We start from the raw sequence: 12,631 nt of genomic DNA, 5'->3' as shown, positions 1-12,631 counted from the left end.
ACGGCGGCCGTACGGGCCCGGCAAACTCTTATCCGAAGTCCACGGGCCGTCCCGTCGGGCCGCTCTCCCGCGCCGGGGTGACGAGGGCGTCCGCCCATGCCAGGGCCGTCCATCCGATGCGGGCCGAGCCCTGGAGGACCACCACGCCGGTGTTCTCCAGGGGGTGAGTGGCGGCGAACTCCGCGTCGAGGTTGCGGACGCGGACCGCGGTCCACAGGCGGATGGCCGCGCCGTGACTGACCAGGGCGACGGTTCCGGCGCCGTCCGCGGTGGCCTCGGCGACGACGGCGTCGTAGCGGGCCAGCACCTCGGTGCCGCTCTCGCCTCCGGGGATACGGGACCGGGTGTCACCGGCGGCCCAGCCCAGCAGCGTGCGCATGTACGTCCGGCCGCGCTCGGAGTCGCCCGGCTCCGTCTCCAGGTCGCCCGCGGACACCTCGCGGATGCCGTCGCGGACGATCACGTCGAGTCCGCGCTCGGCGGCCAGCGGCCGGGCGGTGAGCTGGGTGCGGACCAGGGTGGAGGCGTAGAGCGCCTGGATGTCCTCCCCGGCGAGCGCCCGCGGCAGCGCGGCGGCCTGCTGTTCGCCGAGCCGCGTCAGGCCCGGCCCGGGGATCCGCGTGTCCAGCAGTTGGCCCACGTTGGAGGGGGTCTGGGCGTGGCGGATGAGGAGCAGACGCATGCGGGGTCCCTACGACGGCCGGTGCCGCCCCGCGCACACCGGACACGGCGCACAGCCCACCGGAAACAGCGCACACAAGAAACGGCCACTTCAGGGTAGCGGTCCCCTATGAGCCCAGACGTCGACCTCACCGCCGCGAAGACCGGCGCCCACGCCCTCCTGCACCGCCTGTCGGCCCTGGACGGCCGGCTGTTCGAGTTCGCGGCCGAGCGCCGCTGGCCCGGCGCGGGCCCGGTGCTGCCGAGACTGAGCCGGGCCGCCAACCACGGCGTGCTGTGGTGCGCGGTGGCCGCCGCCATCACCGCGAGCCGCAGCCCGAGGGCCCGCAGGGCCGCGGCCCGCGGCCTGGTCTCGCTGAGCCTGGCGTCCCTGACCGTCAACACGATCGGCAAGCGCTCGGTGCGCCGCGACCGGCCGGCCCTGGACCCCGTCCCGCTCATGCGCCGGCTCAAGCGGCAGCCGTTCACCACGTCCTTCCCGTCCGGGCACGCGGCGTCCGCGGCCGCCTTCGCGACGGGCGTCGCCCTGGAGTCCCCGGCCTGGGGGGCAGCGGTGGCCCCGGTCGCCGCGTCGGTCGCGCTCTCGCGCGTCTACACCGGGGTCCACTTCCCGAGCGATGTGCTGGCGGGTGCCGCGCTGGGGGCGGGCGTCGCGTTCGCGGCCCGGGCCCTGGTGCCCACCCGCGCCCGGACCGACCCGCCGGCCCGCTCCCGCGCCGACCTGCCGGCGCTGCCCGGCGGCAAGGGCCTGGTACTCGTGGCCAACCGGGCCTCGGGCACCGCGGACCGCGCCAGTGCGCTGGTGGACCTACTGCCGGAGGCGGAAATCGTCGAGTGCGGGCCGGAGGAGGTCCGGGCCGAGCTGGAGAAGGCGGCGGACCGCGCCCGGGTGCTCGGAGTGTGCGGCGGCGACGGCACCGTGAACACGGCCGCCGAGGTCGCCCTGTGCCGCGGCCTGCCGCTCGCGGTGCTGCCCGGTGGCACCCTGAACCACTTCGCCCTCGATCTGGGCGTGGAGGACGCGCGGGACCTGGCCCGTGCCGTGGAGCACGGTCACGGAGTCCGCGTCGACGTGGGCCGCTTCCGTTCCGGGAGCAAGCGGGGCGTCTTCCTCAACACCTTCAGCCTCGGCGTGTACCCGGAGCTGGTACGCCGGCGCGACCGCCTGGCCGGACGGATCGGCACCTGGCCGGCCGGGGTGCTGGCGGCGCTGAAGGTGCTGCGCGCCGACCGCCATCCGCTGCGGGCGGTGGTGAAGGGCCACACCCACCCGCTGTGGCTGCTGTTCGCCGGGAACGGCACGTACCACCGCCGTGGGCTCGCGCTGGGCCGCCGGCTCGACCTGACGGACGGGAACCTCGACGTCCGGGTGGTGCACGGGGGCCGCAGGCCCGCCCTGCGCCTGCTGTCCGCGGCCCTGGCCGGCCCGCTGACGCGGTCCCCGGCCCACGCGGCGGTCCAGGTGGGACGGCTGCGTCTGACCGGTGTCACGCCCGGCACCCTGCTCGCCCACGACGGCGAGGTGATGGAGGTGGCGGACGAGCTGTGGCTGGAGAAGTTGCCCGAGGCGCTGGCGGTGTACCGGCCGCTCCCCGGTGACTGACCGCCCACCCACCAACTGTCTCGGATCGTGAAACCGGGGGTCTCACCATTCGGCATGGAGGCGTACCGTGATCCCGTGCCGCCCGGGGCCGCGGGCCCCACGGGATCAGGGGACGAGAAGGGGTACAGCCATGCCGAATCGGGAGACGGCCGTCTACACGCACGGGCACCACGAGTCCGTGCTGCGTTCGCACACCTGGCGCACCGCCGCCAACTCCGCGGCCTACCTGCTCGGCTCGCTGCGGCCCCATATGCGGATCCTCGACATCGGCTGCGGCCCCGGCACCATCACCGCCGACCTGGCGGCCCTGGTCCCCCAGGGGCACGTCACGGGTGTCGACCGGGCGCCCGGCGTCCTGGAGCAGGCCCGCGCCACGGCCGCCGGACGGGGTCTGACCAACGTCGACTTCGCGGTGGCCGACGTCCACGCCCTCGACCACCCCGACGACACGTTCTGCGTCGTCCACGCCCACCAGGTGCTCCAGCACGTGGGCGACCCCGTGCAGGCGCTGCGCGAGATGCGGCGGGTCACGAAGCCGGGCGGGTACGTCGCCGTGCGCGACGCGGACTACGCCGCGATGAGCTGGTACCCGCGGGTGGAAGGACTGGACGACTGGCTCGGCCTGTACCGGCGGGTCGCCCGCGCCAACGGCGGCGAGCCGGACGCCGGACGCCGGCTGCGGTCCTGGGCGCTGGAGGCCGGCTTCACCGACGTCACGGCCGGCTCCAGCACCTGGACCTACGCCACCGAGGACGAGCGTGCCTGGTGGAGCGGGCTCTGGGCCGACCGCACCCTGGCGTCGGCCTACGCCGGGCGCGCCGTCGAAGGCGGACACGCGACCGAGGACCGACTGCGGGCCGTGTCGGCGGCGTGGCGGGAGTGGGGCGAGCGGCACGACGGCTGGTTCGCGGTCCTGCACGGGGAGATCCTGTGCCGCAAGGAGGCCTGACCCCGGCGCCTCCCTCTCCTCGTCCCCCTCGTTCCCGGGTGCTCACTTCCGGGGAAGCAGGGGTCCCAGCGGTCCGAGGTCGAGGTTCAGGTCCTCGGGCCGCAGCCCGTAGCGGTCGCGCAGCTCGGCCATGCGGTCCTCCAGGAGCATGAGCGTGAGGCCGATCCGCTCCTCCTGCTCCTCGCTCAGGTCCCCCTCGTCGAAGCGGCGCAGCGCCTGCCGCTCCATGAGCTGGCGCAGCAGCTCGACGACGGTGAGCACGAGTTTCACCAGGTCCCGCTCGACGGTGTCGGGTTCCAGGTCCATGTGCTTGCGCGGGGCCACTACTGCTCCTCGAAGGGCGACGGCACTTGTGCGTTCACCGAGCTGATCAGCGCGTTCAGGTCGATGCGGACGAGGTCCACGTCGGCGATGCGCAGGGTGATGTCCCCGGTGATGACGACACCGCCGGCCAGCAGCCGGTCGAGCAGGTCGACCAGGGCGATCTCACGGCGTTCGACGACCGTCATGCCTCCTCCCCCGCGAAGGAGTACGCCGCCCACGGCCCGGTGAGTTCCACACGCAGCCCGGGTACGTCGTCCTTCGTGCGGTCCACGAGTTCCACGAACTCCTCGGAGTGCCCGCGCGGCACCAGATAGGCGGCGTTGAGCACGTTGCGCCCCGCCGCGCCGGAGAGGCTGGGGTTCTGCGGGGCGTGCAGCCGGGACTCCTCGGCGAAGGCGGAGAGCTGTTCGTGCAGGTGGGTGGCGAAGGCCTCCGCCTTCTGCCACAGGTCCTCCCCCGCCCGCGTCTGCTGCCGCCGCTGCCGCAGGTAGTCCCGGCCGGAGGCCGCCTTCGCCGCGGGCTGCGCGGCCTGCTGGGGCTGCTCGGTCTCGGCGTAGATCTTGACGCCCCACTCCACGCGCCCCTCCAGCCGGTCCAGGGTGCGGCGGATGTGCTCCTCGCGGGCCTCGATCATCGAGCGCACGGCGCTGTCGTCGCGGAAGACGGTGGCGAGCCTGAGCGGCAGCGGTGTGGTGACGACGGTCAGCGCGTCGACGACCCCCTGGTGGGCGCGGGCGGTGGCGGCGAGCCAGTCGAGGTCCTCCAGATGGGCGCGCAGCGGCTCCTCGGCGAAGTCGCGCTCGGGCACCTCGCTGACGACGGCGACCAGGCCGTGGTGGTTGAGCTGCTTCGCCGGGGCGCCCGCCACCCCGGTCAGCTGCGCCTGGAGGGGTGCGCCGAGGGGCCGGCAGACGGCGTAGACGTACCGCAGTCCGGTCATCGTTCCTCCTTGCGGGCGCGATCCTGATCCGTGCGATCCTGATCCGCACGGTCCTCATCCGTGCGGCCCCGGTCCAGGCGGTCGCGGTCCCGGTCCGTCCGGCCGCGGTCCAGGCGGTCCGGCTCGCGGCGACCGCGGTCCAGCTCCAGTTCCTCCAGGCGTGCCAGCCGCTCGCGCAGCTCGGCGTTCTCCCGGGCGAGCTCGTCGCGACGGGCGCGGGAGGAGAGCGCCGGGTCGCTCTCCCACCAGTCGATACCCATCTCCTTGGCCTTGTCGACCGAGGCGACGACGAGCCGGAGCTTGATGGTGAGCAGTTCGATGTCGAGCAGGTTGATGCGGATGTCGCCCGCGATGACGATGCCCTTGTCGAGCACGCGCTCGAGGATGTCGGCGAGGTTGGCCCCGCTGCTCGGGCCGTACGGGTCGGGCAGTCGACCGGGCGTCGTCATCGGCGGCCCCTGCCCTCGGCGTACTCGGGCTCTTCCTCTTCCTCGGGCTCTTCCTCTTCCTCGGGCTCTTCCTCTTCCTCCTCGGGCTCTTCCTCGGACTCGTACTCGCCCTCGGCCTCTTCCTCGGGCTGCTCCCCGCCCTCGTCCTCGTACTCTTCCTCCGGCTGCTCCTCCTCTTCCCCGTACTCGACCTCTTCCCCGTACTCGCCGTTCTCCTCCTCGGCGTACGGGCCCTCCTCCTCTTCGGGCTCCTCGTCCCTCTCGGCGGCCTCCCGCTCCTCCTCCTCGACCACGTCCTCGTGGCTGCGGACGACCTCGCCGTCGCGGATCTCACCGCGCCAGCTGTCCGCGGCCTCCCCCTTGAGGGTGATGAAGCGGACGTAGTTCTTCAGGTCCAGCCGGGCGCGGCGGCCCTGGGCCCGCCAGATGTTGCCGGTCTTCTCGAAGAGCCCGCTGGGGTAGTACTCCATGACCAGCAGGACCCGGGTGAGGTTCTCGTCGAGACGGTGGAAGGAGACGACGCCCTTCGTGGTGCCCTTGGCGCCCTCCGACGTCCACTGGATGCGGTCGTCGGGCACCTGCTCGGTGGTGTGGGCCTTCCAGCTCCGGCTGGACCAGAACACCTTCAGCTGCCAGTCGGAGTGGGTGTCGTCGGCGCGGCTCGCGCTCTTGACGCCCTTGGCGAAGGTGCTGAAGTCCTGGAACTGGGTCCACTGGTCGTAGGCGGTGCGCAGCGGCACGCCGACATCGACGGACTCGATGATGACGATGGGCTTGTTGCCCCCGCCGCGCTTGCGCTTGCTCCCGCCGCCACCGCCTCCGATGTTCTTCAGCGCGCCCATGACCCTGTCCTTGGCGCGGGAGGCGCCCAGCTCCAGGATCGAGCGCACCGGCCCCTTGCCCTCGGCGACCTTGCGGCCGGCGTCGAGGGCGAGCTTGGCGAAGCCGGGGCTGTTGCCCTCGGCGATGTCGTTCAGCTTGCCGGTGGTCTCGCCGAGCTTGTGGCCGAAGCCGGCCAGCAGCCGCTGGGCCTGGGCGGCGAGGTAGTCCTGCACCTCTGCCTTGAGGCGGTCGGCGGCCTCGCTGTGGGCGAGATCGCCGAGCGGGCTGCCCTTCGCCGCGCCGCCGGCGGCGCGGGTCGCGGATCCGAGGGCCTCGGTCATCGGTCACCACCACCCTTCGGCCGCCGGGAGCGGGCGGCACGGGTCGCGCCGCCGGGAGCGGCGGTCTTCTTCGCGGCCGTCCGGCCGGTCGCGGTCTTCTTCGCCGCCGCCTTCTGGGCGGGAGCCTTCTTCGCGGGCGCCTTCTTCGCCGCTTCCCTGCGGGCGGGGGCGCCCGCCGACGTCTTCTTGGCGGTCTTCTTCGGGGGCGCCTTCTTCGCGGGGGCCTTCCCGGACGCTTCCTTGCGGCCCGGTGCGCCCCGGTCACCGGACTCGGCCCGGTCCTCCCCCTCGGCCTCGCGGCCCTCCCGGTCGTCGTACTCGTCCTCATACTCGTCCCGGCGCTCGCCGTCGCCCTCGTCCGGGTACGCGTCCTCCCCCTCGCTCTCCTCGTCCCCGCCGGGCTGCGGTACGACGCCGGCGAGTTCGTCACGGACCTGCGCGGTCCGCTCGTGCAGCCGGTCGGCGAGCGCGGTCATCTGCCGTTCGACCAGAGCCCCCGAAGCCGCCTTGCCGACGCCCCGCAGTTCCTGGCGCAGCTGGTCCCCGATCTCCTTGAACTGCGGGTTGTTCATCAGCTGCTGGTTGACCAGGTCCGCGATTCCGCGCGGACCGAGGTTCAGCTTCTTGCCCGCCACCATGCTGCCCACGGCGAGGGCGAATTTCGCCTTCTTGGTCCGTCCCAGGAGGTAGCCGGCCCCTACCGCGAGGCCGAGTGCCACTCGATTCATCGTGCCGTCCCCTCGCCTGTCCCCGGGCCCCCGCGCATGCCGGTCTCCAGCCGGTCCAGGAGCTCGTCCTCCCGGCGGTCGTATTCCTCCTCGGTTATCTCGCTCGCCTCCAACTGCTCTTCCAACCGCGCCAGTTCGGCCCGTACTGTGGCCGGGTCGTAGTAGATGCGCTCGGCTTCGCGCATGACCTGCCTGATCGCCCAGCCGCTTGCGCGCGCCGGTGCGAACGGCAGCAGCAGCACCTCGGAGATGAGTCCCATGGCGTCACTCCGCTCCCGCGTCGGCCCCCGCCGTGGTGCTCGCGGGCTCGGCGGGGCCGGGCTCGACGAAGCTGTACGGCGGCAGTGGCCCGTTGACGCGCAGATCGAGGTGGGGCAGGTCCTTGCGGGCCCGTTCGACGGCGGTCACGAACTCCTCCGCCGCCTCCCGGTCCACCAGGAACGACGTGTTGACCAGCCAGCCGGTGGACGGCGGGCCGTCGCTGACCGCGGCGGCGTGCGGCTCCAGAGCGTGCACCACCTCGCGGGCGTCCTCCGCCTCACGGGCCTGCACGGCCGCAGCGACCATCTCACCGAGGCGGATCTTGTCCTCGTAACTACCGCCACCCGCACGCCGGTTGGCCTCCGCCATGCCTCGGAGCTCCGGGTTCTCGGCCATCACCCGGTGCAGCACCGCGTCCTCGACATGACTGCCCTTGACGTTGTACTCGACCCTGCCCTCCAACGCCTCCAGCCGCTCGCGGTAGTGCTCGGCACGCTCGGCGAGCACACCCGTGACCGCCTCGTCGTCCGGAGCGACACTGCCGAACCGCATCGGCAGCACACACCCGCCCGCCCCCATCTCACTGAGCACCGCCTGATGCGCGAGCAGGTCGCGCCGTTTGGGCCGCAACCCCTCCGGCGCGTCACTGACCACCGCGGCCAGCCCACTCGCCGTCAGCACCCGCACCGGCAGCGCCGGCTCGCCAACCCCGCCCAACTCCTCGGGCAGCGACGACATGTCCGAGGCGGCCGTGATCCCGTACACATACGTGCTCACTCCTGCTCCTCCTTCCGACGGGCCGGCGCCGCCTTGCGCGCCCGCGGCCGCCCCTCGCCCTCACCCGAGCGCTCGTCACGGGCCTGCTGGAAGGCGTCGGAAACGGTCTGCGCCGCCCCCGACAACGCCCCCTTCGCCTTGCCGCGCGCGCCGGACTCGGTGACCTCGCCCACCAGATCGGGCAGGCCCGGAGACTTGCGGGGGCCCGCTTCCAGGTCGAGCCGGTTGCAGGCCTCGGCGAAGCGGAGGTAGGTGTCGACGCTCGCGACGACGACCCGCACGTCGATCTTCAGGATCTCGATCCCGACCAGCGAGACCCGCACGAACGCGTCGATCACCAGTCCCCTGTCGAGAACGAGTTCCAGGACGTCGTACAGGCCGCTGCTGCCGCCTCCGCCGCCGGATGTCTGTGCCGGGACAACGGTCATGCCAACCGCACTCCTCGTCTGTTGTCTGCGTATGAGGGTCTGTTCTGTGGGGCTCTGTTCCGTGGGGCGCTGTTCTGGGCGTCAGTGCGCGGTCCCGGTCGCGGGCCGGTCCGGCCTCAGCGGCCGCCGGAGCGGCGGGCGTCGGCTCGTCCGCGTTCGTAGCGGTGCAGCCGCCGGTAGCCGGTGAGCTGCCCCTGCGGGTCGAGTTCGACCTCGTAGCTCGCCATGAGGCTCATGGTGTCCGGCACCCGGGCCAGTTCCAGGACCTCGATCTCCAGCGACCAGCCGTCCTCCGTCTGCTCGAAGGTCGTCACCGACTCGGGGGTCAGACCCGTCAGCTCGGCGAACTGGGCCCGCGCCTCACGCAGCACCTCCATCGGCCGCGGCCGGGACACCGGCTCTCCCGAGCCCTGCGACTCCGCGGTATTGTCCTTCTTCACCATGGCCACCTCTTCTCCTTCGGGTGGCCGCAACCTCCACGGCCAAACCTGCGCGAGCGCGGACGTCCCTCACACACAGGGCGGGATCCCCGGGAACCGCGGCCGGTGCGCACCGTGTGCGGCCCGTCACTCCCGTCACTCATCGCAGGACCGCCTCCTCCACGAGCAGCCGCGCGGCGGCCGCGATCGACTCGGCGTCGATGCCCGCGGCGTGCAGCTGCTCGGCGGGCGAGGCCGAGCCCGGCATGTCCCGGACGGCGAGCCGCACCAGGCGCGGCACCGGGCGTCCGTCGGTGAAGGCGTCGAGCACGGCGTCGCCGATGCCGCCCTCCGGGTGGTGGTCCTCCACGGTGAGCAGGCAGCCGGTGTCCTCGGCGGCCTTCCGGAGCGTCTCCTGGTCGACCGGCTTGACGGAGTACAGGTCGATCACCCGGACCGCGGTGCCGTCCCGGCCGAGGGTGTCCGCGGCGGCGAGCGCCTCGTGCAGGGTGACGCCCGCGGCGACGACGGTCAGCCGGTCCCGCGCGGAGGAGCGCAGCACCTTGCTGCCGCCCACCGGGAACTCCTCCTCGGGCCCGTAGAGCACCGGGCCGGCCCCGCGCGAGGTGCGCAGATAGCCGACGCCGTCGAGGTCGGCCATCCGCGCGACGAGCTCGGCGGTCTGGTTGGCGTCGCACGGGTAGAGCACGGTCGAGCCGTGGACGGCGCGCATCATCGCCAGGTCCTCAAGACCCATCTGGCTTGGCCCGTCCTGGCCGATCGCCGTACCCGCGTGGGAGCCGTTGAGGTTGATGCCCGAGCCGCTGACGGCGGCCATCCGCACGAAGTCGTGCGCGCGGGTCAGGAACGCCGCGAACGTCGAGGCGTACGGCACCCAGCCGCGCCGGGCCATCCCGACGGCGGCGGCGACCATCTGCTGTTCGGCGATGTAGCACTCGAAATAGCGCTCGGGGTGTTCCTTGGCGAAGAACTCCGTGCGGGTGGAGTCGCCTACCTCGCCGTCGAGGGCCACGACGTCGCCGCGAGCGGTGCCGAGCGCGGCGAGCGCCTGCCCGTAGGCGTCGCGGGTGGCGACCTCCTCGCCCTTGCCCCAGCGGGGCAGTTCGAGGTTGCCGTCGCCCACGGCGTGCAGCGAACGAACCGAGCCGGGCTCGTGCACGCGGACGCGGATGTCCCGGACGCCGCCGAGCTCCTCGATCGCCTCGTCGGGGTCCTTCAGCGGCTTGCCGTGCAGGCCCTCGCGGTCCTCGGCGTCCCTGACGCCCCTGCCCTTGAGGGTGCGGGCGATGATCGCGGTGGGCTGCCCCTTCGTGGAGACGGCCTCGCCGAGGGCACGGTCGACGGCGTCCACGTCGTGGCCCTCGATCTCGATCGTGTGCCAGTCGAAGGCGCGGAAGCGGCGGGCGTAGGCGTCCAGGTCGTGTCCGTGCCGGGTGGGGCCGCGCTGGCCGAGCCGGTTGACGTCGAGGATCACGGTCAGGTTGTCCAGGTGCTCGTACCCGGCGTGTTCGGCGGCCTCCCAGATGGAGCCCTCGGCCAGCTCGCTGTCCCCGCACAGCACCCACACGCGGTAGTCGGCGTGGTCGAGGCGCTTGCCGCTGAGCGCGATCCCGACGCCGATGGGCAGGCCCTGGCCGAGGGATCCGGTGGCGGTCTCCACCCACGGCAGCCGTTGCGGGGTGGGGTGCCCCTCCAGGCGGCTGCCCAGCTTGCGGAAGGTGAGCAGTTCCTCGTCGTCGATGGCGCCCGCCGCCTTGTAGGCGGAGTACAGCAGCGGGGAGGCGTGTCCCTTGGACAGGACGAAGCGGTCGTTGCCGGGGTGCTCGGGCCGGTCGAAGTCGTAGCGGAGATGGTTCGCCAGCAGGACCGCCATGATGTCGGCGGCGGACATGGAGGACGTGGGGTGCCCGGAGCCCGCCGCGGCGGCGGCACGCACGCTGTCGACGCGCAGCTGCTGGCCGAGTTCGACGAGTTCGTCGGTGTTCATGAGTCTCCTTCCGCAGGTATGTCGTCTCGCTTGACCGGGCCGGGGGCGAGGTGGCTCCCGGTGGTCCCGTCGCCGGGAGCGCCGCTCGCGGGCCCACCGGCCGGGCTGCTCCGCGCGGACGCGGGAGCGGACGCGGCCGGCGGCCTCGCCCGCTGCTCGGGGCCGCCCGGCACGCGCGCCAGCTCCGGGGAGGCCGTGTCCAGGGGCACGGACCAGGACCGTACGAGGCCCAACTGGACGGACTGGCGCGGCAGTACGGCGTCCAGCAGCCAGTCCGCGGCCACCCGGACCCGGTTCCCGGGCATCGCCGCGAGGTGGTAGCCGCGGGTGACAGCGCCGGCCACCGGCCCGGACAGCGGAACGCCGAGCGGGTCCGCGGCGGCCTGCACACCGCCCAGGTCCACGACGAAGCCCAGGTCGCGGTGGCGATAGGGGCGGGCCTCGCCGACGCCGAGGGAGGCGGCGACGTTGACCGCGGCGGTCCTGCCCTGCCGCCAGGCGTGCTGGGCGGTCATCGGGGTGTGCCGGCCGGGGTTGTCCAGGTCGGGCACGGCGGCGGCGTCCCCGCACGCGAACACCTCCGGCCGCCCCGGCACCTGGAGGAAGGGGTCGACGACGAGCCGCCCCCTCTCCAGCGGCTGCCCGGTGTTCTCCACGAGCGGGTCGGGCCGTACGCCGACGCACCACACGAGCGTGCGGCTGCGGACGAACTCGCCGTCCGTCAGCAGCACGCCCTCGTGCGTGGCCTCCTTCACGGAGGTGCCCATGCGCACCTCGACGCCGCGCCGCCGCAACACGCGGTCGGCGGTGGCCGAGAGCCGTTCGTCCAGCTCGGGCAGTACACGGGGCGCGACGTCCAGCAGCAGCCAGCGCGGCCGGATGTCCCGCCGGGGCGGATGCCGGCGCACCAGCGAGTCGGTGTACATCCTGCCGTGCGCGGCGACCTCGGTGCCGGTGTAGCCGGCGCCCACGACGACGAAGGTGCAGCGGGCCTCGCAGGCCTCGGGGTCGTCCTCACTGCTCGCCAGTTCGATCTGGCGGGTCATGTGGTCCCGCAGGTACAGGGCCTCGGGCAGACCGCGGAAGCCGTGCGCGTGCTCGGCGACGCCGGGGATCGGCAGCAGCTTGTTGACGCTGCCGACGGCGAGCACCAGCCGGTCGTAGGCCAGTGCGCCCTCGTCGCCCTCGGGGTCGGTGTAGTGCACGGTGCGCGCGTCCAGGTCGATGCCGTCGGCCTCGCCGAGGACCAGCCGTACGTGGCGCAGCGAGCCGGCGAGTGAGACGGCGGTCCGGCGCGGCTCGAGCAGGCCCACGGCGACCTGGGGCAGCAGGGGCAGGTACAGGAAGTAGTCGGTCGGGTTCAGCAGGGTGATGTCGGCCTTGCCCCGGGACATCCTCGACAGGTTCCGGGCCGTGCGGTAGCCGGCGAAGCCGGCACCGACGATCACGATGCGGGGTCGACTCACGGTTCGCCTCCGGCGCGGTCGCATACCTGGTACGGGACCTTCCGCGTCCCCCTGCCCGAAACCCCCAAACTTCCGCGTCGGGGGGCCGCAGACACGCTCCCGCTGCCCCGGTGCCTACGGCTGAACGCGGACGGCCCCCACCGACCAAGATCACGGTGGGACAGGCGTCAGTCGTCCGGCGCACCGCCCGCAGGCCAACACGACAGGTCGCCGCCGGGCGCAAAGCCCACAAAGCCGACGCGCTGCCCCAAGGCGATCCGAGCCGTGTCCGGCCCAACCGTCCGCCTCCAGACCGCGCCCCGCGAACCCTGCCCGACCTCGCGAGCGGGCGCCCGGTGACACGTTCCCGGGCTCTGCCCACGGGAAGGCGAGGGTTGTCAGGCCCGATGCTGAGGCCCCGGATCGGACCGCCGCCTGGTGCACGCCGGCCCTGAA

The 12,631-nt window shown here is 73.2% G+C and carries 14 protein-coding genes and 1 pseudogene; 2 read left to right on the top strand and 13 right to left on the bottom strand.

All coding sequences use genetic code 11. From position 1 onward, the window contains the following. Window positions 1-28: 28 nt before the first annotated feature. The gene (locus CG719_RS01655) at window positions 29-682 is read right to left on the bottom strand and encodes a histidine phosphatase family protein (RefSeq protein WP_100566624.1); all 654 of its coding nucleotides are present in this window, start codon (window positions 680-682) and stop codon (window positions 29-31) included. A gap of 108 nt (window positions 683-790) precedes the next feature. Between CG719_RS01655 and CG719_RS01650 the strand changes: the two genes are divergently transcribed. Next, complete coding sequence (locus CG719_RS01650; RefSeq protein ID WP_100566623.1) at window positions 791-2,284, top strand: bifunctional phosphatase PAP2/diacylglycerol kinase family protein; 1,494 nt, start codon at window positions 791-793, stop codon at window positions 2,282-2,284. 130 nt (window positions 2,285-2,414) lie between these two features. Further along, window positions 2,415-3,233: a class I SAM-dependent methyltransferase gene (locus CG719_RS01645; protein WP_100566622.1), complete on the top strand. Its 819-nt coding sequence runs from the start codon at window positions 2,415-2,417 to the stop codon at window positions 3,231-3,233. A gap of 42 nt (window positions 3,234-3,275) precedes the next feature. Here the strand turns inward: CG719_RS01645 and CG719_RS01640 are convergent, their stop codons facing one another. From CG719_RS01640 to CG719_RS01585, 12 genes and pseudogenes are all read right to left on the bottom strand, one after another. Beyond that, window positions 3,276-3,539 (bottom strand): gas vesicle protein K, encoded by a 264-nt coding sequence (locus CG719_RS01640; protein ID WP_199836477.1) that lies wholly within the window; start codon window positions 3,537-3,539, stop codon window positions 3,276-3,278. A gap of 17 nt (window positions 3,540-3,556) precedes the next feature. Further along, window positions 3,557-3,742 carry a gas vesicle protein gene (locus CG719_RS01635; RefSeq protein ID WP_100566620.1) on the bottom strand — a complete coding sequence of 62 codons (186 nt, stop codon included), beginning with the start codon at window positions 3,740-3,742 and terminating at the stop codon, window positions 3,557-3,559. Beyond that, window positions 3,739-4,497, bottom strand: coding sequence for a GvpL/GvpF family gas vesicle protein (locus CG719_RS01630; RefSeq protein ID WP_100566619.1), 759 nt, complete (start codon window positions 4,495-4,497; stop codon window positions 3,739-3,741). Before CG719_RS01630 ends, CG719_RS01635 begins: the two co-directional genes overlap by 4 nt. A gap of 122 nt (window positions 4,498-4,619) precedes the next feature. Beyond that, window positions 4,620-4,946, bottom strand: a pseudogene (locus CG719_RS01625) (gas vesicle protein); the annotation flags it as partial. Further along, the gene (locus CG719_RS01620; protein WP_100566617.1) at window positions 4,943-6,109 is read right to left on the bottom strand and encodes an SRPBCC family protein; all 1,167 of its coding nucleotides are present in this window, start codon (window positions 6,107-6,109) and stop codon (window positions 4,943-4,945) included. The gene CG719_RS01620 and the pseudogene CG719_RS01625, both read right to left, overlap by 4 nt. Then, the gene (locus CG719_RS01615; protein WP_100566616.1) at window positions 6,106-6,837 is read right to left on the bottom strand and encodes a PE-PGRS family protein; all 732 of its coding nucleotides are present in this window, start codon (window positions 6,835-6,837) and stop codon (window positions 6,106-6,108) included. The genes CG719_RS01620 and CG719_RS01615 overlap by 4 nt, the downstream gene beginning before the upstream one ends. Then, window positions 6,834-7,097 (bottom strand): gas vesicle protein GvpG, encoded by a 264-nt coding sequence (locus CG719_RS01610; RefSeq protein WP_100566615.1) that lies wholly within the window; start codon window positions 7,095-7,097, stop codon window positions 6,834-6,836. The genes CG719_RS01615 and CG719_RS01610 overlap by 4 nt, the downstream gene beginning before the upstream one ends. A 4-nt stretch (window positions 7,098-7,101) precedes the next feature. Next, window positions 7,102-7,875 (bottom strand): GvpL/GvpF family gas vesicle protein, encoded by a 774-nt coding sequence (locus tag CG719_RS01605; RefSeq protein ID WP_100566614.1) that lies wholly within the window; start codon window positions 7,873-7,875, stop codon window positions 7,102-7,104. Beyond that, window positions 7,872-8,303: a gas vesicle structural protein GvpA gene (locus CG719_RS01600; RefSeq protein WP_100566613.1), complete on the bottom strand. Its 432-nt coding sequence runs from the start codon at window positions 8,301-8,303 to the stop codon at window positions 7,872-7,874. Before CG719_RS01600 ends, CG719_RS01605 begins: the two co-directional genes overlap by 4 nt. 116 nt (window positions 8,304-8,419) lie before the next feature. After that, on the bottom strand, window positions 8,420-8,746 hold the full coding sequence (locus CG719_RS01595; RefSeq protein ID WP_100566768.1) for a gas vesicle protein GvpO: 327 nt from the start codon (window positions 8,744-8,746) through the stop codon (window positions 8,420-8,422). A 136-nt stretch (window positions 8,747-8,882) separates the two neighbouring features. Further along, window positions 8,883-10,730: a transketolase gene (locus CG719_RS01590; protein WP_100566612.1), complete on the bottom strand. Its 1,848-nt coding sequence runs from the start codon at window positions 10,728-10,730 to the stop codon at window positions 8,883-8,885. After that, window positions 10,727-12,220 carry an NAD(P)/FAD-dependent oxidoreductase gene (locus CG719_RS01585; RefSeq protein WP_199836458.1) on the bottom strand — a complete coding sequence of 498 codons (1,494 nt, stop codon included), beginning with the start codon at window positions 12,218-12,220 and terminating at the stop codon, window positions 10,727-10,729. Before CG719_RS01585 ends, CG719_RS01590 begins: the two co-directional genes overlap by 4 nt. Between the last annotated feature and the right edge of the window lie 411 nt (window positions 12,221-12,631).

The sequence above is a fragment of the Streptomyces sp. CB01373 genome, from assembly GCF_002803075.1.
Lineage (GTDB): Bacteria > Actinomycetota > Actinomycetes > Streptomycetales > Streptomycetaceae > Streptomyces.
Note: the sequence above shows the minus strand (reverse complement) of the source record. Positions and strands in the feature narration are given on the sequence as shown.

Excerpts from the sequence above, each read along its gene's own strand:
- CG719_RS01650 (WP_100566623.1), top strand. The coding sequence starts at position 791 with ATGAGCCCAGACGTCGACCTCACCGCCGCGAAGACCGGCGCCCACGCC.
- CG719_RS01620 (WP_100566617.1), bottom strand. The coding sequence starts at position 6,109 with ATGACCGAGGCCCTCGGATCCGCGACCCGCGCCGCCGGCGGCGCGGCG.
- CG719_RS01615 (WP_100566616.1), bottom strand. The coding sequence starts at position 6,837 with ATGAATCGAGTGGCACTCGGCCTCGCGGTAGGGGCCGGCTACCTCCTG.
- CG719_RS01655 (WP_100566624.1), bottom strand. The coding sequence starts at position 682 with ATGCGTCTGCTCCTCATCCGCCACGCCCAGACCCCCTCCAACGTGGGC.
- CG719_RS01595 (WP_100566768.1), bottom strand. The coding sequence starts at position 8,746 with ATGGTGAAGAAGGACAATACCGCGGAGTCGCAGGGCTCGGGAGAGCCG.
- CG719_RS01630 (WP_100566619.1), bottom strand. The coding sequence starts at position 4,497 with ATGACCGGACTGCGGTACGTCTACGCCGTCTGCCGGCCCCTCGGCGCA.
- CG719_RS01610 (WP_100566615.1), bottom strand. The coding sequence starts at position 7,097 with ATGGGACTCATCTCCGAGGTGCTGCTGCTGCCGTTCGCACCGGCGCGC.
- CG719_RS01635 (WP_100566620.1), bottom strand. The coding sequence starts at position 3,742 with ATGACGGTCGTCGAACGCCGTGAGATCGCCCTGGTCGACCTGCTCGAC.
- CG719_RS01600 (WP_100566613.1), bottom strand. The coding sequence starts at position 8,303 with ATGACCGTTGTCCCGGCACAGACATCCGGCGGCGGAGGCGGCAGCAGC.
- CG719_RS01590 (WP_100566612.1), bottom strand. The coding sequence starts at position 10,730 with ATGAACACCGACGAACTCGTCGAACTCGGCCAGCAGCTGCGCGTCGAC.
- CG719_RS01640 (WP_199836477.1), bottom strand. The coding sequence starts at position 3,539 with ATGGACCTGGAACCCGACACCGTCGAGCGGGACCTGGTGAAACTCGTG.
- CG719_RS01585 (WP_199836458.1), bottom strand. The coding sequence starts at position 12,220 with ATGCGACCGCGCCGGAGGCGAACCGTGAGTCGACCCCGCATCGTGATC.
- CG719_RS01645 (WP_100566622.1), top strand. The coding sequence starts at position 2,415 with ATGCCGAATCGGGAGACGGCCGTCTACACGCACGGGCACCACGAGTCC.